This window comes from Kribbella yunnanensis, assembly GCF_039529655.1.
In the GTDB taxonomy this organism is placed as follows: domain Bacteria; phylum Actinomycetota; class Actinomycetes; order Propionibacteriales; family Kribbellaceae; genus Kribbella; species Kribbella yunnanensis.
In genome coordinates this window covers 255,061-274,467 of record NZ_BAAANF010000001.1, presented here as the reverse complement: position 1 = coordinate 274,467, position 19,407 = coordinate 255,061, and the positions used below count along the sequence as shown (strand labels likewise).

Sequence of the window (19,407 nt, the reverse complement as noted above, 5' to 3'; positions counted from 1 at the left end):
CGTGTACTTCACCGACCGAGGAATCGAAGAACTCGAGGGCCGGCGAGGCGAGGAAGACGTCTCGCTGGCCTGGGTGGCCGAGCGCCTCCGCGAGTTCGTCGACCTGAACCCCGACTTCGAAACCCCGATCGAACGCTTCGCCACCTGGCTCGCCAGACTGGACGACGAGGACGAATAACCCCCAATGCCCTTCGCCACCGGCGGAGGGCATTCGTCTGTTCGCTAGTCGGTGTGCGGAGGGCGGGTACGACGGGGTGGGTCGGGGGCCAGGGAGCCGTCGGGGGCGATGTGTTCGAAGATCTGGTCGACCAGGTTGAGGACGTGCGGGTCGTCGACGGTGTAGATGTGCCGGCGGCCTTCGCGGCGGGCGGTGATGATGCCGGCGAGGCGGAGTTTGCCGAGGTGCTGGCTGGCGGTGGCGATGCTGACGCCTACGCGGTCGGCCAGGGTGCCGACGTCGTACTCGCCTTGGGCGGCCAAGGAGACCAGGTGCAGGCGCACCGGGGCGGACAGCATCGCGAAGGTACCGGCGGCGGATTCCAGCTGGGCCTTCGTGGGTTCGGGGAACGAAGTCGTCATCGCGCAGTCATTGTGACCGCTGAACGGGCCGTCCAGGGGCGCGCCGAGCCGTGGTGACGACGCTCTCACACTTTCGCAATTGCGAAAGTATCAAAATGATGGCAGCCTGGAGACATGGTCAGAGCGCTTCGCCCAGTGCTGTTGCTGCTACCGGTGGCGGTTCCCGCCGTCGTGCTGCGGCTGACCGGCACCCATCCGCCGGCACTCGCCTCGATCCTGGTTTTCGGGCTCGCGGTCGTCGCCGCGTCGTTCGTGCTCGCCTGGGCGGCCGAGGCGGCGGAGGTGGACATCTCCGGCGGCCTGGCGATCGCCCTGCTGGCCATCATCGCCGTTCTGCCGGAGTACGCGGTCGACCTCTACTTCGCGCACAAGGCCGGCAGCAACCCCGACTACGTGCAGTACGCCGCCGCCAACATGACCGGATCGAACCGGCTACTCCTCGGCCTCGGCTGGTCGAGCGTCGTACTGATCAGCCTGTACGTCGCCTCGCGGCGGACCGGGGTCTCCATTCGCGAGCTGGTGCTGGAGTCGGGCTATCGCCGCGAGCTCGGGTTCCTCGCCATCGCCGGTGTGGTCGCGTTCGTGATCCCGGTGACCGGTGAGATCCACCTGCTGCTCGGTATCGCCCTGCTCGGGTTCTTCGCCTACTACCTGTACCGCGCCGCCGTCTCGGGCCACGACGATGATCCCGACCTGATCGGCCCGTCCGCGCGGATCGGCGGACTGCCGACCCGGCAGCGGCGGATCGCGGTGATCGGGATGTTCGTGGTCTCGGCCGGGATCATCCTGGCCTCCGCGGAACCGTTCGCCGACTCGCTGGTCGAGGGCGGTCAGGCGCTCGGGATCGACCAGTTCCTGCTCGTCCAGTGGCTCGCGCCGCTGGCCTCCGAGGCGCCGGAGTTCATCATCGCGATCCTCTTCGCCTGGCGCGGCAAGGGCGCGGCGGCGCTCGGCCTACTGATCTCGGCCAAGGTGAACCAGTGGACGCTGCTGATCGGCAGCCTCCCGATCGCCTACGGCCTCGGCGGCGGTCCTGCCGCTCTCCACCTGGACGGCCGACAGATCGAAGAGTTCCTGCTCACCGCGACCCAGACCCTGCTCGGAATCGCGGTCCTGCTCAGCCTCCGCTTCCCCCGCTGGGCCGCCTGGACACTGCTCGCCTTGTTCGCGATCCAGTTCGCCGTACCGGGTCAGACCGGCCGCTACATCCTGAGCGCGATCTATCTAGTCCTCGCCATCATCGCCACCACCCGCAACCGCCACCACCTGGCCGCGACCCTGCGGGCCCCCTTCCGCAAGCCCGCCGTACCGACCCCCGCCGACCGCACCCCCGACCTCGTCGACGCCTGACCCAGGACCCCGCCATCCGCAGGCCCCACCTGCCGCCCACCGCCCTTTGATGGGTTCACCCATCCGGTTGTGGGTTCTGTACCCGCATGCGGGTGGGGAACCCACAAGCTCGTGGGTCAACCCACGAGATGGGGATCGGCGGGAGGCGGGGGTTAGCTGGCCTGCTGTTCGGCGGCGACTTCGGGGATGCGGGTACGGCGTTCCTGGGGGCCGGGGCGGCCGCGGCGGCGGCCGGAGAGGAACTTCTCGCCGGCGGCGGTGCCGGTGAACTTGGTGCGGCGGGCCCATTCGCGGCATTCCTCGAGGACCGGGCACGAGGTCAGGCAGACCGCCTGCGCCTTGCGCTGCTCCCACTGGCTGGCGCTCTCGTCGTACGACGGGGCCTGGCCGACGCACGCGGCGCGGCTCATCCAGTTGTCGGCGGGGTCGACGATCACCGTCAAAAGCGGCCTCATGGGCACTCCTGCTCCCTCATCGATCGGGCGGATCGAATCCGCCGGGGGTTTCTCGGCGGTAGGAACAGCGTGCTCCACCCGCGTTGCCCCGGTGCGACGCCAATGTTTCCGGCGTGAAACGTAGACCAATTCATTCCGTAGTAATAAAACTACAAACAGTTGCGGTGAGTGGTGATTTAGTTACAGACTGATCAGAGCCGCGACAGTCCGTGACACCGAAGACAGGAGATCCGATGCGTCTTTCACGAGTTCTGGTTCAGTTGATGGGTGGCGTGCTGCTCGCCGTCACCGCCTCGAGCGCCACGGCGGTTGCGCCGGCAGTCGCGGATGTTCGCAGCACCGTCGTCGCGGCGGCCAACGGTGAGATCGGCCAGGGCGAAACGCCGCCGGGAAGTAACTGCAACCCCTACGGCCCGTGCCAGGCCTGGTGCGCGCACTTCGCGACCTGGACCTGGCGCCAGGCCGGCATCAACATCCCGAACTACGGTTTCACCGGCGACATCTACACCTGGGGCACCCGCAACGGCCGGTCGCATGCCACCAACACGGGGATGAAGCCCGGCGACATCGTCCTGTACGGCACGGGTCCGCAGAACACGAGCACGTCGGTACACACCGGGGTCGTAGTTGCGGTGGGCAACGGAACCATCACCACCGTCGAGGGCAACTCGAACAACGCGGTCCGCAAGCACGGCCCGTTCGACCCGACCAGGGCCAAGGCGGCCGGTCGGCCCGGCAACATCTACGGCTGGGTCTCCGCCGTCGGATGACCCGTCCGGACGAGGCGAATCTCCCACAGATCGAAGTACTCGTCGTGCTTGCGGGTGCCGTCCGGGGCGAATCCGTGCCGGCGGTAGAACCCGAGCGCCCGCTCGTTGTCCTCGAACACCCACAGGTACGCCGGATCCTTGCCGATAGCAACGTCCAGCAACCGCGTCCCCAGCCCGCTCCCCCACCAGGCCTGGCGCGTGTAGATCGCCTGCAACTCCAACGCCACCGGCGAATCCTCATCCCGCCCCGGACTCGTCCCCACGAACCCGACCACCCGGTCCCGCACCGGCGCCTCGGCAGGGTTGATCGCGAGCCAGCGCGTCTTCCCATCCTGGATCGCCTGCGACCAGCGCTCGATCCGCTGGTCGACGTTCGCGGTTCGCTGGGCAAGTACGTCGGCGGGGGCGAGTCCGGCGTACGCCTCCTGCCAGCATTGAAGGTGACACCAGGCGGCGGCTTCGGCGTCCTCGACCGTCGCCGGGCGGATCTCGGGAGTCATGTCAGACAGTGAAGACGATCTTCCCGAAGACGTCACCCGCATTCATCTTGGCGAACCCGTCCCGCGCGTCCGCCAGCGGCAGCACGGTGTCGATGTGCGGCGAGATCCCGGCGTTCGCCATGAACTGGACGAGCTCGGCCAGCTCGGTCCGGGTCCCCATCGTGGAGCCCTGCACCCGCAACTGCAGGAAGAAGATCCGGTTCAGCTCGGCCGACTTCGGCGCCTGCCCACTCGTCGCCCCCGAGATCACCACCGTCCCGCCCTGCTTGAGCGACTTCAGCGAGTGCGACCACGTGGCCTGCCCGACCGTTTCCATCACCGCGTCCACCCGCTCCGGCAGTCGCGCCCCGGACTCGAACACGTCGTGCGCACCGATCTCCAGCGCCTTCGAACGCTTCGCCTCGTCCCGGCTGGTCGCCCAGACCCGAATCCCGGCCGCCCGCGCCAGCGTGATCAGCGAGGTCGCCACCCCACCGCCAGCACCCTGCACCAGCACGGTGTCACCCGGCTTCAGGTCGGACTGCGTGAACAACATCCGGTACGCCGTCAGCCAAGCAGTCGGCAGACACGCCGCCTGCTCGAAGCTCATCCCAGCAGGCTTCGGTACGACGTTCCGCGCCGGAACCGACACCTTCTCGGCCAGCGTCCCGTCGTACCGCTCACTCAGCAGCGACCGCTTCGGGTCGAGCGTCTCGTCGCCCCGCCACTCCGGATCCGACACCACCGCATGCACAACCACCTCGTTGCCATCCGGATCGACCCCGGCCGCGTCACACCCGAGGATCATCGGCAGGTTCGCCTCGGCCAGCCCCACGCCCTTGAGCGACCACAGGTCGTGATGGTTCAACGCCGACGCCTTCACGTCGATCGTCACCCACCCGTCCCGCACCGCAGGCTCCGGCCGCTCCCCCACCTCGAGCGCCCCGACGGGATCCTCCGCATCAAACCGAGCAGCATAAGCAGCAAGCATCCAATCACCCTAAGCGCTCCCCCCACCCCCGTCAGCGACCAACCTCACCCGTACCGAAGGACTGTTGGTAGTGGACGTGGCGAGGCATCCGCACGGTGGATCAAGGCTCGGCTGGGCCGTGAGCTGCCCACTACTAACAGTCGGTCGGTACGCCGGAGGCGGAGCGGCTAGGGGCGGGCGACGTTGTCGGTGTGGGCTGCGGCGGCGACCGCGGCGGCTACTGCGGGCGCGACTCGGGGGTCGAAGGGGGACGGGATGATGTAGTCGGGGCGCAGGTCGCCGGGGGTGATCAGGCCGGCCAGGGCGTTGGCGGCGGCTAGCTTCATGCCTTCGGTGATGCGGGAGGCGTTGGCGTCGAAGGCGCCGCGGAAGATGCCGGGGAACGCGAGCACGTTGTTGATCTGGTTGGGGAAGTCCGAGCGGCCGGTAGCGACGACTGCGGCGTGCCGGTGGGCGATGTCGGGGTGGACTTCGGGGTTCGGGTTGGCGAGGGCGAAGATCATCGCGTCGGGGGCCATCCGGGCGATCGCCTCCTCGGGAACCGTCCCGCCGGAAACACCCAGGAAGACATCGGCGCCATCGAGCGCGTCCACCAGCCGGCCGGACAGGCCGCCGGTGTTCGTGTCGCGGGCCAGCGAGAGCTTCACCGGGTTCAGGTCGGCGCGGTCCTCGTGCAGCACGCCCTTCGAATCCACCACAGCCAGGTCGCCGACACCCGCCTGCAGCAGGATCCGGGCACACGCGACCCCGGCCGCCCCGGCTCCGGAGATCACCACGCGGATCTCGGCGATCGACTTCCCCGTGACCCGGAGCGCGTTCTGCAACGCGGCCAGTACGACGACCGCCGTACCGTGCTGGTCGTCGTGGAAGACCGGGATGTCCAGCCGCTCCTTCAGCCGGCGCTCGATCTCGAAGCAGCGTGGTGCCGAGATGTCCTCCAGGTTGATTCCGCCGAACGACGGCGCCATCCGCGCGACTGTCTCGACGAACTCGTCCACGTCGGTGCAGTCGAGCGCGATCGGCACCGAGTCGACCCCACCGAACTCCTTGAACAGCAGCGCCTTGCCCTCCATCACCGGCAGCGACGCGGTCGGCCCGATGTCACCGAGACCCAGTACGGCGGTTCCGTCGGTGACGACTGCGACCACGTTCGACCGCCAGGTGTAGCGGCGGGCCAACGACGGGTCCTCGGCGATCGCCGTACAGACCCGGGCGACGCCCGGGGTGTAGGCCTTGGACAGTTCGGCGGCGTCGGTGACGTGCACCGAGGACGTCACCTCGATCTTGCCGCCGACGTGCAACTCGAAGACCGGATCACCGGCGTAAGGATCGGAGACAACAGGCGAAACAGGCTGGGCGACCATGACAGAACCCCTCGGGAAGGTGTGTGTACAAGACTGAGTGCGCCCGACGTTGATGCGTCGAAACGGCGCTGTTTCCAGGGGGTCACCCGTGCGGAACCGAGTAAACCACAGCGCCTACTGGTCTGCTGTGAGCGGCCCCACACAGATAACGATCCCGGTCAGTCCGGGGCCGCGAACTGCCCGCTGTGCCAGGATTCGGGGATCCAGACCCCTGTCGAGGAGTAATCGCGATGAACATCGTCCGCACTCTCCGTACGCATCGCCGGATCACCGCGGCGGTCGCCGTTTCGGCGCTCGCGCTCGCACTCACCGCCTGTGGCGGCGAGTCCGGCAGCGGTGGATCCGGCGACAAGGCCAAGGCTGCCGGGATCGACCTGGTGAAGTCCGGCCAGCTGACGATCTGTACCCACCTGCCGTACAAGCCGTTCCAGTACAAGGACGGCACCAAGGTCGTCGGCTTCGACGTCGACCTGCTGAACCTGCTCGCCGAGGACCTCGGGCTGAAGACCGACGTGGTCAACATCGAGTGGGCCCAGGTCACCTCGGGCGCCGCCTTCAAGGCGAAGAAGTGCGATATCGGCATGGGCGCGATGACGATCAACGAGCCGCGCAAGGCCGCGCTCAGCATCACCGACCCGTACATGGACGCCACTCAGGTGCTGATGGCCAAGAAGGACTCCGGCATCAAGGGTCTGGCCGACCTGAAGGGCAAGAAGCTCGGCGCCCAGGCCGACACCACCGGTAAGGAGTACGCCGACAAGAACGCGGCCGCCAACGGTTACACGGTGATCCCGTTCAACGACCTGGCCCTGCAGGGCAACAACGTGAAGTCGGGCCGGGTGGACGCCGCGATCAACGACAACGGCGTGCTCTACGACTTCGTCAAGGACAACCCGGACATGGCCGTGGTGGCCGAGTTCGACACCGGCGAGCAGTACGGGTTCGCGGCGCTGAAGGACGGCACCGGCCCGAAGATCGTGGCCAAGTTCAACGAACTGCTGGCCAAGGCGAAGAGCGACGGCAAGTACAACGAGATCTACAAGACGTGGTTCGGGGTTGAGCCGAAGAAGTGAGTACTCCGGCCGACACCGTCGTACGTCAAGGGCTGAGTCCGCGCAAGCGGGCTCAGCGCTCCCGCCTGATCCAGTACGCCGTCCTCGTGGCCGTGGCCCTGTTCGCGCTGTTCAGCGCCGACTGGGGTCAGATCGGCTCGGTCTTCTTCAAGCCCGAGTTCATCAAGTCGACGTTCCAGGACGGCGTACTGCAGGCGCTGATCAAGACGCTCGAGTACACCGCCGGCGCCTTCGTCATCGGCCTGGCCGGCGGCACGCTGCTGGCGCTGATGCGACTCAGCAGCGTCGGCCCGTACCGGTGGCTCGCGACCGCCTACATCGAGTTCTTCCGCGGCCTGCCGGCGATCGTGGTCTTCATCGCGTTCAGCCTGCTGCCGCTGGCGTTCGAGGGTATGACGATCCCCTGGGACCCGTACGGCGTCGTCTGGCTCGCGCTCGGAATCGTCGCCGCGGCGTACATGGCCGAGGTGATCCGGGCCGGCATCCAGGCGGTTCCGAAGGGCCAGATCGAGGCGGCCCGCTCACTGGGCATGCCGTCCGGTTTGGCGCTGCGGAAGATCGTGCTCCCGCAGGCCTTCCGGATCGTGCTGCCGCCACTGACCAACGACCTGATCCTGCTGGTCAAGGACTCGTCGCTCGTCTTCATGATCGGTGTCGCGGCCGACGGCTACGAGCTGACCGGCTTCGGCCGGGACCTGGCCAACACCTATTCGAACCTGACCCCGATCGTGGTCTGCGGCTTCTGCTACCTGATCATCACCCTGCCGCTGGGCCTCCTGGTCCGCCGGCTCGAGGCGAAGGCAGCGAGGGCCCGCTGACATGGCTAGTTTGAATACCTCCCCCACCCCACCACCCCGGTCGGTAGAAATCAAGAACCTCCACAAATCGTTCGGCAGCAACCACGTCCTGCGCGGGATCGACTTCACCGTCGAGCAGGGCGAGGTCGTCTGTGTGATCGGGCCGTCCGGCTCGGGCAAGTCGACGCTGCTGCGGTGCGTCAACCTGCTCGAGGTGCCCCAGGAGGGTCAGGTGATCGTCCGCGGTGAGGAGATAACCGACCCGGACTGCCACCTGGACGCCGCTCGTGCGGGGATCGGCATGGTGTTCCAGCAGTTCAACCTGTTCCCGCATCTGAGTGTGCTGGCGAACTGCACGGTCGCCCAGACCACGGTCCTGAAGCGCAAGCCGGCCGACGCCGAGAAGATCGCGCGGGCCAACCTCGAGCGGGTCGGTCTGAACGAGAAGGTCGATGCGTTCCCGGCACAGTTGTCCGGCGGTCAGCAGCAGCGGGTCGCGATTGCCCGCGCGCTGTCGATGGACCCGGCGCTGATGCTCTTCGACGAGCCGACTTCCGCGCTCGACCCGGAGCTCGTCGGCGACGTACTGACCGTCATGCGCAAGCTGGCCCTCGAGGGGATGACGATGCTCGTCGTCACCCACGAGATGGCCTTCGCCCGGGAGGTCGCCGACCGCGTGGTCTTCATGGACGGCGGCGTCATCGTCGAGCAGGGCCCGCCCGCCGAGGTGATCGGCAACCCGCAGCAGGAGCGCACCCAGCTCTTCCTCCGCCGCGTCCTCGACCCCACCCACGTCCAGGACCTCTGACCCGTACTTCGTCACGCTGCGTGCCCGGTCTGTCGACGGGCCGCACGCGTGGGGTTCACATCGGCTACGAATAGGTCTCCATTCCGGAGTTGACGCTGCGTCGGGGGCATCACCCTGTGTCAAGATGCGGACCACACGGCGCCGGAAACCGGCCGGCACCCCGGTATTGGAGGACTAGATGTCTGTCCTGCGGAGGACGCTCGTTCTGTCGGGCGTTCTGGTTCTGGCGGCGGCGGGATGCGGTTCGGACTCGCTTGGCTCCGGCTCGAGCCCGAGTGCGCCGAACAGTGCGTCCTCGAGTACGCCGACCAGCGGTGGGCCGGACCTGAGCGGCAAGCTGCCCCCGAAGATCGCGGCGGCGAAGAAGATCGTCGTCGGCGTCGACGCGAGCTACCCGCCGAACGAGTCGCTCCAGGGCGGCAAGACCGTGGTCGGCATGGATGTCGACCTGTTCAACACCGTCGCGGCCAAGTTCGGCGTCACCGTCGACTGGCAGCCGGCCGGCTTCGACACCATCATCACCGGTGTCCAGAGCGGCAAGTACGACGTCGGCGTCTCGTCGTTCACGATCAACGACAAGCGCAAGCAGCAGGTCAACATGGTCAGCTACTTCAGCGCCGGCACCCTGTGGGTGACCGCGAAGGGCAACCCGAAGGGCGTCAATCCCGACGACGCCTGCGGCAAGACGGTCGCCGTACAGAAGGGCACCACGCAACTGGAGGACGACCTGCCGAAGCGGCAGGCCAAGTGCAAGGCCGACGGCAAGCCCGAGATCAAGCCGCTGGTCCGCGAGAAGCAGGACCAGGCGACCGCCGACCTCGTGGCCGGCAAGGCCGACGCGATGCTCGCCGACTCCCCGATCTCGCTGTACGCGGTCAAGCAGACCAACGGCGCGCTCGAGCAGCTCGGTGAGATCTACGACGCCGCGCCGTACGGCTATGTCATCCCGAAGGCGCAGACCGAGTTCGCGGAAGCGATCGTCGAGGCGCTGAAGTCGGCGGCGGCCGACGGCTCCTACAAGGCCGCACTGGCCAAGTGGGGCAACGAGTCGGGAGCGATCACCGACTTCGCGGTCAACCCCTGATGAGTGCGGAGACCACCTCAGACGGCACCCCGGCCGGTACGACGGACCGGCCGGGCGCCATCAACGCCGTACCGGTGCGGCATCCGGGCCGGTGGGTCGCGATCGCGGTGATCGCGGTCCTGGCCGCGATGCTGGTGCATCTGCTGGTCACCAACAAGGCGTTCGACTGGAGCTTCGTCTTCCAGGCGATGAACCAGTCGCCGGTGATCAACGGGTTCCTCAAGGGCACGCTGCTGGTCACCGTGCTGGCGATGGTCGTGGGTGTCGGCGGGGGCGTGCTGCTGGCGACGATGCGGTTGTCGGACAACCCGATCCTGTCCGGGGTGTCCTGGCTGTTCACGTGGTTCTTCCGCAGCATCCCGCGGTACCTGCTGCTGTTCTCGATGGGCACGCTCGGCGTGCTCTTCCCGCAGGGCATCGCGTTCGGCATCCCGTTCGACTGGAAGATCATCGACTGGCTCGGGATGTCCGGTGACTGGCGGTTCCTGACCCTGGACGCGAACCAGGTGTTCACCGGACTCGTTGCCGGTGTCATCGGTCTCGGGCTGTCCGAGGCGGCGTACATGGCCGAGATCGCCCGGGCCGGCATCATGTCGGTGGACAAGGGCCAGGCCGAGGCCGCCGAGGCGCTCGGGATGAGCAAGGGCAAGGCGATGCGCCGGGTCGTGCTGCCGCAGGCGATGCGGGTGATCGTGCCGCCGACCGGCAACGAGACGATCGCGATGCTGAAAGACACCTCGCTGCTGCTGGCCGTGCCGGTGATCGGCGAGCTGTTCTATCAGTTGCAGTCGATCGGTTCGACGTACTACAAGACGTTCCCGATCGCGGTCGCCGCGACGCTGTACTACCTGGCCGCGACCAGTGTGCTGATGGTCGGGCAGTACTTCCTCGAGCGGCACTTCGGCAAGGGCTTCGGTACGACAGCGCCGCGGGCTGCCCGTCCGGCCGGGGCAGGGGGTGCCTGATGCCACTCGTCCACGCAGTCAACGTGAGCAAGTCGTTCCATCACAACGAGGTACTGAAAGGCATCGACCTCGATGTCGACGCCGGCCAGGTCGTCTGCCTGCTCGGGCCTTCGGGTTCGGGTAAGACGACGTTCCTGCGCTGTATCAACCAGCTCGAGACGATCGACGGCGGCCGGATCTGGGTCGACGACGACCTGATGGGGTACTCCGACCGCGACGGCAAGCTGTATCGCCTGAAGGACAAGGAGATCGCGGCCCAGCGGCGCGAGATCGGCATGGTCTTCCAGCGGTTCAACCTGTTCCCGCACATGACCGCGCTGCAGAACGTGATCGAGGCGCCGGTCCAGGTCAAGGGTGAGTCGAAGAAGGCCGCCCGCGACCGGGCGCAGTCGCTGCTCGACCGAGTTGGCCTCGGCGACCGTACGGCGGCGTACCCGGCGCAACTGTCCGGTGGCCAGCAGCAACGAGTTGCGATCGCCAGAGCGCTGGCCATGCAGCCCAAGCTGATGCTGTTCGACGAGCCGACCTCCGCGCTCGACCCCGAACTGGTCGGCGAGGTCCTGTCGGTGATGCGCGAACTGGCCGCCGACGGGATGACGATGATCGTGGTCACCCACGAGATGTCGTTCGCCCGCGAGGTGGCCGACACCGTCGTCTTCATGGACGGCGGCGTGGTCGTCGAGGCCGGTCCGCCGGCCGACGTGATCGGCAACCCGCAACACCAGCGCACCAAGACGTTCTTGTCACGTCTGAGGTCCGAACACGACTGAGGATCTGGCGCCGTGCATCAAATGCGCTGAGAGTGGTAGATGTACGGCGCACACTCTTTATTCTGAGGAGACGACGTGAGCAGCACGGGGCAATCGGCCGAGGTCCGCCTGAGTATCCCGGCCGATGGTGCGTACATCGCCGTACCACGGTCGGTGGTGGGCAACCTTGCGGCCCGCAACGACTTCACCGTGGACGCGATCGACGATCTGCGGATCGCCGTGGACGAGGCGTGTTCACTGCTGCTCCCGCAGGCCACGGACGGCGTCCTGGACTGCGTCTTCGCGATCGACCCGCCGCAGCTCACGGTCCGCACGAGCGCCGTCGTACCGGCCGGCTGGACCCCGGACACGTCGTCGTTCGGCTGGACCGTGCTGACCGCACTGGTCGAGACCGCCGCCGTCGAGACGATCGACGGCCGGCTGACCATCACCGTGACGGCCACCGCCACCGCCACGGAGAAGGCGTGAGCGACGAAAGAGACCTGGGCGATTCCCAGGACCATCACTCCGATTTACGCACGCGGACGGCTGCCTTCTTCGCTGCGATGGCTGCAGCTGGGGCCGGTACGCCGGATCACACGGCCGCCCGCGATGGTCTGGTCTCGCTGCATATGCCGTTGGTCGAGCACCTGGCCCGCCGCTTCCGCAACCGCGGTGAGCCGTACGACGACCTCGTGCAGGTCGCGACGATCGGGCTGATCAAGGCGATCGACCGGTTTGACTCCGACCGCGGAGTCGAGTTCTCGACGTACGCGACACCGACGATTCTCGGCGAGATCAAGCGGTATTTCCGCGACAAGGGCTGGGCGATCCGGGTACCGCGGCGCCTGCAGGAGCTGCGGTTGTCGCTGACCGCGGCCACCGCCGAGCTGACTCAGGAGCTCGGTAGAGCCCCGACCGTGGCCGAGCTGGCGGTGCGTCTCAACCTCCCGGCTGACCTGGTGATCGAGGGGCTCGAGTCCGCAAACGCCTACAACACCTTGTCTTTGGACGCTCCCGATCAGAACGAGTCGGACGCGACCACGGTCCTGGACGGGCTGGGTGGCGAGGACGAGGCACTGGAGAGCGTCGAGTATCGCGAGTCGCTCAAACCCTTGCTGGCCCAGCTGGACACGCGGGAGAAGCGGATCCTCACACTGCGATTTTTCCGCGGCATGACGCAGTCCCAGATCGCCGAAGAGATCGGCATCTCGCAGATGCATGTCTCCCGGTTGCTGGCCCGCACGCTGACCGAACTGCGGGCCGGATTGCTCAAGGAATAGCGCTACAGGACTGGCGGATGATCTTTCTCGGGGTTGTCGGCAAGGGCTTCGGTGGATTCCTTGCGGAAGACCCCGACCAGTACGCCGGCCGCTGCCACTGCGAGCGCGATCGCGACCCCCAAGGTCGCGCCGCCCCAGAAGCTGTAGGCGATCAGGAGCTGGATCAGCTGGGCGAACACGGCTGGTCCACGGCTCCACGTCGACGCCCGGGACAGACCGCGCGCGACGACCGCCAGACCCCCGCCGTACAGCACGAAGAACACGGTCGTGGTCAGGCCGAGCACCAGGCGTGAGCCCTGAATCGTAAATGCTTCGGCAATTCCGAGAACGACGAGCACAAGCCCTTCCGCTGCGACCACCGCCGCGGCTAGCTTCAGTGCTCTAGGTACTACGGCAGCTGGGGAGTCGGTCGGCACTCCGCCAGCCTAGACGCTGTGCACCGAGGTTTTGGGTGGCGTAACCCCAGCCCTACAGGGATTCGAGGTTGTGCGTAACCAAAGCGTTGTCCGATCGGTTACTTGCAGTGAACGGGTGATTGCGAGTTCGCGCCTCTGTCCGGTTAACGGACGGGGAGCACCGTCACGCACCGGTTCGTAGTGTTAAGGAAGTGTTGTGATCTGATCGACAACTCCAGAACCCTTGTTTCACACGCCTGAGATTGGGAACATGGAGTCATTCGTGAAAGCGTTCACAACTTGCCGCGAACATTCAGACCCTCGCCCGACGGTCCCCTCCGTCGCGAGAAGTACGACGAGTACAGCACCCGCTGATCGGGCACAGACCTAACCGACAGCGTACTTCCACTACTGAGAGAGATGGGATTCGCCATGGATTGGCGCCACCGGGCCATTTGCCTCGATGAGGACCCGGAACTGTTCTTCCCCATCGGCAACACCGGGCCCGCGATCATGCAGATCGAGGAGGCCAAGCAGGTGTGCCGCCGGTGCGACGTGCGTGAGCAGTGCCTCGCGTGGGCACTGGAAGCCGGCCAGGACCACGGTGTCTGGGGCGGCCTGAGCGAGGACGAGCGACGTGCGCTGAAGCGCCGTAACGCCCGTCAGCGCATCCGCACCGCCTGAGTGTTCTTCGTCGAGGCCCCGCGGGATCCGCGGGGCCTTCGCCATTTCAGCACTGCGCTATTCCGGGACCGGAATGTCGAGTGTGACCTGGGTTCCGCTCTTGCCGTCGCGGCGGGCGCCGAACTCCAGCGTGCCGTCCAATTCACCCAGCACCAGGGTGCGGACGATCGACAGCCCCAGATTTCCGGACAGCTCGGAATCGAAGTTCGCGGGCAGACCCTGACCGTCGTCGATCACATCGACCCGCAATCGGCCGACGGATCGTTCGGCCAGTAACTCGATGGTTCCGGACGTTTCTTCTCCGTCACGGGTGCCGAACGCATGCTCGACCGAATTCTGCATGAGCTCGGTCAGGACCATCGCGAGCGGTGTGGCCTCGTCCGAATCCAGGACACCGAAACTTCCGGTCCGCCGGATCTCCACGGCTGTCGCGACGGTCGACACGTCGGCCACCATCGCCGCGACCCGGTCTGCCACATCGTCGAAGTCCACATGCTCGTCGAACGATTCCGACAGCGTCTCGTGGACGATGGCGATCGACCCAACCCGCCGTACCGCCTCGGCCAGTGCCTCCTGGGCTTCCGGCACGGTGATCCGCCGGCCCTGCATCCGCAGTAACGCGGCGACGGTCTGCAAGTTGTTCTTGACGCGATGATGAATCTCCCGGATGGTCGCCTCTTTGGTGACCAGCTCCCGCTCCCGGCTCCGCAGCTCGGTGACATCCCTGAGGAGGATGAGCGCTCCCACATGCTGACCGTCGGCGCGCAACGGGATCGCCCGCAGGAACAGGGTCGCATCGGCGTTCTCGATCTCGATCTCCTGCGCCGCGCGTCCGGTCAGCACGGTCGCGAGCACGTCGTCGACCTTGGTCCCGGTGTGCAGGAGCTCCGCGGTCACGTCCTTGAGCCGGCTGCCGACCAGGTCGGTGACGAGCCCCATCCGCCGGTACGCCGACAACGCGTTCGGGCTCGCGAACGTCACCATCGCGTGCCGGTCGACCCTGATGCAGCCATCCCCGACCCGGGGCGACGTGGACAGCAGCCGCTCCCCGCCGTACGGGAAGATGCCGTCGGTGATCATCCGGGCCAGGTCGGTCGCGCTCTGGAGGTAGGCGATCTCGAGCCGGGACGGGGTCCGGACGCCGAGCAGGTTGGTGTTGCGGGCGATCACCGCGATCACCCGGGAGCCACGCCGTACGGGGATCGTCTCGACCCGCACCGGTACGTCGTCGCGCCACTCCGGGTCGCCTTCGCGGCAGATCCGGCCCCCGTCGTACGCCTGGTCCAGCAGGTGCCGGCGGCCGCGCGGGATGAAGGAGCCGACGATGTCGTCCAGGTACGCCGTCGGTCCGGTCGTCGGCCGCATCTGGGCGCCGGCCCAGAAACCGAGGCCTTCGGTGTCGGGCAGCCAGAGGACCAGATCGGCGAACGACAGGTCGGCCAGCATCTGCCAGTCCGAGACGAGCAGCTGCAGGCGATCCAGGTCGGCCTGGTCCAGTGTTGTGTGGTTTCTGGCCACGTCACTCAAAGACGGCACAGCCCTGATGCTACCGACGGGGATACGACTCGACAGATGGGTGTAGACAGGTGTTTGATCTCAGACGGGCGGAAGGATGATCTTGGTGGAGTCGACGTACTGGCAGGACGTGATGGCCGCGGACTATGCGGTCCCTCACGACCGTGCGCTCAACGACCTCACCGAAGAGCTCGTCCGCGGCCTCGCGTCGACCAACCCGCAGGTGCGTGACGCACTGGCCTATCCCACTTTGGCGACCTGGCTCGAGCGCGGCGTGTACGACGACCTGCTGCCCGGCTTCGGTGACGGTCTCTGTGCCGGACTGTCGTACGGACTCGGCGAGGACGGCACGGACAGTGTCTTCCGGCGCTCCTTCACCGCACTGACGCTGGCTGAGGTCATCCACCGCGACAACGCCGAGTTCCTCGTCCACGACGAGGTGGTGATGCGCTGGGGCGACCGGCTGGCCACCTGGCTGCTGCGCGAGCGCGACTTGCGTGGCTACGTGCCGGACTGCGGCTGGGCGCATGCGGTTGCGCACGGTGCGGATGCGATCGGCGCACTGGCCCGGTCGCGGCACTGCGACATCGGCGTGCTTCGGGCACTGCTCGACGTACTGGCGGACCGGATCGTCAAGGACACGCAGTACCGCTGGGTGCACGAGGAGCACGACCGGGTCGCGCACGCGGTCATGACGATCCTGCACCGCAACATGCTCACCAGTGACGAGCTGGAGCGCTGGCTGAAGCCGATCGCCGCCACTGCGGCCCAGCAACCGCTCATGCACGAGACGCTGCCGGAGTGGCCGACTCCCCCGGTCTTCAACGCCCGCGGGGTCCTGCACGTGCTGCTGAGCCAGCTGGCGATCGGAGTGAAGGGCTTCCCGATCCCTGGTGACGACGAGCTGTTCGGACGGCCTATCGAAGCCCGTGCGGACCTGCTGCTGATGCTCACCGAGGCTGTGCAGGGCTCACAGCCCTACATCTACCGGCCGGCGACTAATCCGTCTTAGGTACTGCGACTGTTGCCACCACCGCGAGGTGGTCGGTGCCGGCGATCTCGTACGTCGCGAACTGGAGCGGCTGGATCGGCCGGGTGGCCAGGACGTGGTCGATCTGGGTCCGGGCGATGGCCGGCTGGTCGGACGGCCAGGTGCCCTTGAAGCCACCGCCCACGGACGGTCCGACGCTGTGACAGTTCGAGGCGAGTGCCCAGCGGAAGTCCGCGTGGTCCAGGGTCGCGTTGAAATCACCGGCCACGATCGTCGGCGGGTCCTGCGCGCACCAGCGCCGTAGCTGCATCAGATCGTGCTTCCACGGCGGCACGTCCTCCGGTAGCGGCGGGAAGCCGTGGTACGCGACCAGCCGCACCTCGCCCAGATTGCCGCCTGTCACCATCAGATTGCCGAAGCTGGTCGGAAGGTCCGGCTTGACCTGCACAGCGCCCAGAGAGGCCGCTACGAGCACGCTGGTGGCGCTCTCCACGGCTCTGGTGGGCTGTTCGGTGTAACCGGCGTACTTCAGGTCCTCGAGCTGCGCCCGGATCTCCTCGCGGACATCGACCTGTGCCTCCGGCAACGACACCAGGTCCGGTTTGCGCTCCCGGATGAGCTCCGCGACCGCACCGGCGTTGGCACCGCCACCCAGCACGTTGGCGACCATGATGGTCAGCACCCGGGTGTCCGCCGCCGGAGGCTTCGGATCACTCGTCACCCGCGGCAGGGTCAGCCCAGCACCGATCAGAGCCAGTACGGCGACCAGTCCGGCCGCTAGGCGCCAGCCCTTCCGGATTAGCATCAGCAGGGCCAGTACGAACACCAGGACCAGCCCCTGCGGCCGGAATGCGACCAGCTGGGCGAACGGCGTCACCTCGTCAAGACCGTACAGTTCCGGATACAGCGGGACGGCAACGATCACCACGAAGAGTACGGACAGCACGATCCGGCGTACCAGCCATGCCTTTTCGTTATCCACGCTCCACCCCGAACCTCTAGTCGCTTGTCCGGACGAAACGGTAGCGTGCTCCGTTGCGCCCGCTCTGTCCCGAGGAGGTTCGCAGTGTCCCGATTGTCCGCGGTGAAACCCGCGTACTGGATCGCCGGTGTACTACTGGCGGCCACGATCGTCGCCCCGCTCATTGTCTCGTCCTATGCCAAGGCCGAGCCGCGACTGTGGGGTTTCCCGTTCTTCTACTGGTACCAGCTGCTCTGGGTCGTCCTGTCGGTGTTCACCGTGGGGATCGCCTACAAGCTGGTGATGGGCGAGGAGCGCAAACGACGGGCTGCCCAGGGTCTCGGTGACCCGGACAAGCCGGCGAAGGGGGCAGAGCAGTGAACCACTCAGTCGACTGGGTGCAGTTGATCGTCGTCGTCCTGATCTTCGTCGCCGTCACGGTGATGGGCTTCATGGCGTCCCGCTGGCGGGCCGCCGCCTCGATGGACAACCTGGACGAGTGGGGTCTGGGTGGCCGCGGCTTCGGCACCTTCATCACCTGGTTCCTGCTCGGCGGCGACCTCTACACGGCGTACACGTTCATCGCCGTACCGGCCGCCATGTACGCCACCGGAGCCGTCACCGGCTTCTTCGCCGTGCCGTACACGATCGTGGTGTACCCGCTGATCTTCGTCTTCATGGCACGGCTCTGGTCGGTCTCGCACCGGCACGGCTACGTGACCCCGGCCGACTTCGTCCGCGGGCGCTACGGCAGCCGCTGGCTGTCGCTGGCGGTCGCGCTGACCGGCATCCTGGCCACCATGCCGTACATCGCGCTGCAGCTGGTCGGCATGCAGGCCGTCTTCGAGACGATGGGTCTCGGCGGCGACAACCTGCTGGCCAAGGATCTGCCGCTGCTGATCGCGTTCGCCGTACTGGCGGCGTACACGTACTCCTCGGGTCTGCGGGCACCGGCGATGATCGCGTTCGTCAAGGACGGCCTGATCTACCTGGTGATCGGTGTCGCAGTCATCTACCTGCCGCACGCACTCGGCGGCTGGGAGGCCATCTTCGGTGCGGCCGAGAAGAAGCTGACCACGCCGAACCCGGCCACCGGGAAGCCGGTCGGCTCGTTCATCCCCGGCGTGACCGGGCACTCGGCGTACTGGACGCTGGCGCTGGGTTCGGCGCTCGCACTGTTCATGTACCCGCACTCGGTGACCGCGGTGCTGTCCACCAAGAGCCGCAACGTCGTACGGCGGAACGCTGCGATCCTGCCGGCCTATTCGCTGCTCCTCGGTCTGCTCGCGCTGCTGGGCTTCATGGCCATCAAGGCGAACGTGAACATCACCGGCCTGGACGGGCTGCCGAACCCGCAGCTGGCGATTCCGCGGCTGTTCGACCAGGAGTTCCCGTCCTGGTTCGCGGGCATCGCGTTCGCGGCCATCGCGGTCGGCGCGCTGGTACCGGCTGCGATCATGTCGATCGCGGCAGCGAACCTGTTCACCCGCAACATCTACAAGGAGTTCCTGAAGAAGGACGCCTCGCCGGCGCAGGAGGCCAAGGTCTCCAAGCTGGCCTCGCTGCTGGTGAAGTTCGGCGCGCTGGTGTTCGTGCTCGGCATGGACAAGACGATCTCGCTCAACCTGCAGTTGCTGGGCGGCATCTGGATCCTGCAGACGTTCCCGGCGATCGTGGTCGGCCTGTTCACCCGCTGGTTCCACAAGTGGGCACTGCTGGCCGGCTGGGCGGTCGCGATGGTCTACGGCACCATCGAGGCCTACAACGTGGTGAACCCGGCGACCAAGAAGCACTTCGGCGGCTCGGTCACGAACATCCCGTTCACCGACACCACGGCGTACATCGGTCTGGTCGCGTTCGGGCTCAACCTGGTGATCGTGATCGTGCTGACGCTGGTCTTCCGGGCCCTCAAGGTCTCGGCCGGCGACGACGCCACCCACGTGTCGGACTACACCGCCGACCGCGGTGACCCCGGCGTACACGACCTGCCCGACCTGCTCGACGAGGACGGCGCCGCTCCGGCCAAGTCCTAGCTGTTCCCCGGCGGCGGCCCCTTGGCGGGCCGCCGCTTTCTTTGTTCTTACGTTACGTTTTGCCACCATATCGACACGCTG

General features: G+C 67.0%; 23 protein-coding genes. 15 read left to right on the top strand and 8 right to left on the bottom strand.

Annotation, left to right across the window (positions count from 1 at the left end; translation table 11 throughout):
- Position 1: 1 nt before the first annotated feature.
- Positions 2-178: a DUF6104 family protein gene (locus ABD231_RS01235; RefSeq protein ID WP_344144184.1), complete on the top strand. Its 177-nt coding sequence runs from the start codon at positions 2-4 to the stop codon at positions 176-178.
- 44 nt (positions 179-222) lie between these two features.
- Here the strand turns inward: ABD231_RS01235 and ABD231_RS01230 are convergent, their stop codons facing one another.
- Complete coding sequence (locus tag ABD231_RS01230) at positions 223-579, bottom strand: ArsR/SmtB family transcription factor (protein ID WP_344144182.1); 357 nt, start codon at positions 577-579, stop codon at positions 223-225.
- A gap of 114 nt (positions 580-693) precedes the next feature.
- On the opposite strand from ABD231_RS01230, the gene ABD231_RS01225 reads away from it, so the two are divergent.
- Positions 694-1,929, top strand: a complete 1,236-nt coding sequence (locus ABD231_RS01225) for a sodium:proton exchanger (RefSeq protein WP_344144180.1) — start codon at positions 694-696, stop codon at positions 1,927-1,929.
- A gap of 152 nt (positions 1,930-2,081) precedes the next feature.
- Here ABD231_RS01225 and ABD231_RS01220 read toward each other — a convergent pair whose 3' ends face one another.
- Positions 2,082-2,384 (bottom strand): WhiB family transcriptional regulator, encoded by a 303-nt coding sequence (locus tag ABD231_RS01220; protein ID WP_344144177.1) that lies wholly within the window; start codon positions 2,382-2,384, stop codon positions 2,082-2,084.
- Between the two features lie 233 nt (positions 2,385-2,617).
- Between ABD231_RS01220 and ABD231_RS01215 the strand changes: the two genes are divergently transcribed.
- A complete protein-coding gene (locus ABD231_RS01215) occupies positions 2,618-3,154 on the top strand; it encodes a CHAP domain-containing protein (RefSeq protein ID WP_344144175.1) in 537 nt (178 codons plus the stop codon).
- Here the strand turns inward: ABD231_RS01215 and ABD231_RS01210 are convergent.
- From ABD231_RS01210 to ABD231_RS01200, 3 genes are all read right to left on the bottom strand, one after another.
- Positions 3,127-3,654 carry a GNAT family N-acetyltransferase gene (locus ABD231_RS01210; protein ID WP_344144173.1) on the bottom strand — a complete coding sequence of 176 codons (528 nt, stop codon included), beginning with the start codon at positions 3,652-3,654 and terminating at the stop codon, positions 3,127-3,129. The genes ABD231_RS01215 and ABD231_RS01210 overlap by 28 nt on opposite strands.
- 1 nt (position 3,655) lies before the next feature.
- Positions 3,656-4,624, bottom strand: a complete 969-nt coding sequence (locus tag ABD231_RS01205; protein WP_344144171.1) for a zinc-binding dehydrogenase — start codon at positions 4,622-4,624, stop codon at positions 3,656-3,658.
- 167 nt (positions 4,625-4,791) lie between these two features.
- Positions 4,792-5,988: an NAD(P)-dependent malic enzyme gene (locus ABD231_RS01200; RefSeq protein ID WP_344144168.1), complete on the bottom strand. Its 1,197-nt coding sequence runs from the start codon at positions 5,986-5,988 to the stop codon at positions 4,792-4,794.
- Between the two features lie 230 nt (positions 5,989-6,218).
- Between ABD231_RS01200 and ABD231_RS01195 the strand changes: the two genes are divergently transcribed.
- From ABD231_RS01195 to ABD231_RS01160, 8 genes are all read left to right on the top strand, one after another.
- On the top strand, positions 6,219-7,061 hold the full coding sequence (locus tag ABD231_RS01195) for a transporter substrate-binding domain-containing protein (RefSeq protein ID WP_344144166.1): 843 nt from the start codon (positions 6,219-6,221) through the stop codon (positions 7,059-7,061).
- On the top strand, positions 7,058-7,879 hold the full coding sequence (locus ABD231_RS01190) for an amino acid ABC transporter permease (RefSeq protein ID WP_344144164.1): 822 nt from the start codon (positions 7,058-7,060) through the stop codon (positions 7,877-7,879). Before ABD231_RS01195 ends, ABD231_RS01190 begins: the two co-directional genes overlap by 4 nt.
- A gap of 1 nt (position 7,880) precedes the next feature.
- Positions 7,881-8,666 carry an amino acid ABC transporter ATP-binding protein gene (locus tag ABD231_RS01185; protein WP_344144162.1) on the top strand — a complete coding sequence of 262 codons (786 nt, stop codon included), beginning with the start codon at positions 7,881-7,883 and terminating at the stop codon, positions 8,664-8,666.
- A 178-nt stretch (positions 8,667-8,844) separates the two neighbouring features.
- The gene (locus ABD231_RS01180) at positions 8,845-9,750 is read left to right on the top strand and encodes an ABC transporter substrate-binding protein (protein WP_344144160.1); all 906 of its coding nucleotides are present in this window, start codon (positions 8,845-8,847) and stop codon (positions 9,748-9,750) included.
- Positions 9,750-10,715: an amino acid ABC transporter permease gene (locus ABD231_RS01175; protein WP_344144158.1), complete on the top strand. Its 966-nt coding sequence runs from the start codon at positions 9,750-9,752 to the stop codon at positions 10,713-10,715. The genes ABD231_RS01180 and ABD231_RS01175 overlap by 1 nt, the downstream gene beginning before the upstream one ends.
- Positions 10,715-11,485, top strand: a complete 771-nt coding sequence (locus ABD231_RS01170) for an amino acid ABC transporter ATP-binding protein (RefSeq protein ID WP_344144156.1) — start codon at positions 10,715-10,717, stop codon at positions 11,483-11,485. Before ABD231_RS01175 ends, ABD231_RS01170 begins: the two co-directional genes overlap by 1 nt.
- A 75-nt stretch (positions 11,486-11,560) precedes the next feature.
- Positions 11,561-11,953: an ATP-binding protein gene (locus ABD231_RS01165; RefSeq protein ID WP_344144154.1), complete on the top strand. Its 393-nt coding sequence runs from the start codon at positions 11,561-11,563 to the stop codon at positions 11,951-11,953.
- Entirely contained in the window at positions 11,950-12,747 is a 798-nt protein-coding gene (locus ABD231_RS01160; protein ID WP_344144152.1) for an RNA polymerase sigma factor SigF, read from the top strand. Before ABD231_RS01165 ends, ABD231_RS01160 begins: the two co-directional genes overlap by 4 nt.
- 2 nt (positions 12,748-12,749) lie before the next feature.
- Here the strand turns inward: ABD231_RS01160 and ABD231_RS01155 are convergent, their stop codons facing one another.
- The gene (locus ABD231_RS01155; protein ID WP_344144149.1) at positions 12,750-13,163 is read right to left on the bottom strand and encodes a hypothetical protein; all 414 of its coding nucleotides are present in this window, start codon (positions 13,161-13,163) and stop codon (positions 12,750-12,752) included.
- Positions 13,164-13,574: 411 nt separating this feature from the next.
- Between ABD231_RS01155 and ABD231_RS01150 the strand changes: the two genes are divergently transcribed.
- Positions 13,575-13,826, top strand: a complete 252-nt coding sequence (locus ABD231_RS01150) for a WhiB family transcriptional regulator (protein ID WP_132169366.1) — start codon at positions 13,575-13,577, stop codon at positions 13,824-13,826.
- A 57-nt stretch (positions 13,827-13,883) separates the two neighbouring features.
- Here ABD231_RS01150 and ABD231_RS01145 read toward each other — a convergent pair whose 3' ends face one another.
- Positions 13,884-15,362: a sensor histidine kinase gene (locus ABD231_RS01145; RefSeq protein ID WP_344144147.1), complete on the bottom strand. Its 1,479-nt coding sequence runs from the start codon at positions 15,360-15,362 to the stop codon at positions 13,884-13,886.
- A gap of 85 nt (positions 15,363-15,447) precedes the next feature.
- On the opposite strand from ABD231_RS01145, the gene ABD231_RS01140 reads away from it, so the two are divergent.
- Positions 15,448-16,353, top strand: a complete 906-nt coding sequence (locus tag ABD231_RS01140) for a DUF2785 domain-containing protein (RefSeq protein ID WP_380160069.1) — start codon at positions 15,448-15,450, stop codon at positions 16,351-16,353.
- Here ABD231_RS01140 and ABD231_RS01135 read toward each other — a convergent pair.
- Complete coding sequence (locus tag ABD231_RS01135; protein ID WP_344144142.1) at positions 16,340-17,314, bottom strand: endonuclease/exonuclease/phosphatase family protein; 975 nt, start codon at positions 17,312-17,314, stop codon at positions 16,340-16,342. The two genes, ABD231_RS01140 and ABD231_RS01135, sit on opposite strands and share 14 nt — an antisense overlap.
- An 84-nt stretch (positions 17,315-17,398) precedes the next feature.
- Here ABD231_RS01135 and ABD231_RS01130 point away from each other — a divergent pair, with 84 nt between their 5' ends.
- Entirely contained in the window at positions 17,399-17,674 is a 276-nt protein-coding gene (locus ABD231_RS01130) for a DUF3311 domain-containing protein (RefSeq protein WP_344144140.1), read from the top strand.
- Positions 17,671-19,326: a monocarboxylate uptake permease MctP gene (gene mctP / locus ABD231_RS01125; protein WP_425554134.1), complete on the top strand. Its 1,656-nt coding sequence runs from the start codon at positions 17,671-17,673 to the stop codon at positions 19,324-19,326. Before ABD231_RS01130 ends, mctP begins: the two co-directional genes overlap by 4 nt.
- Positions 19,327-19,407 lie beyond the last annotated feature (81 nt).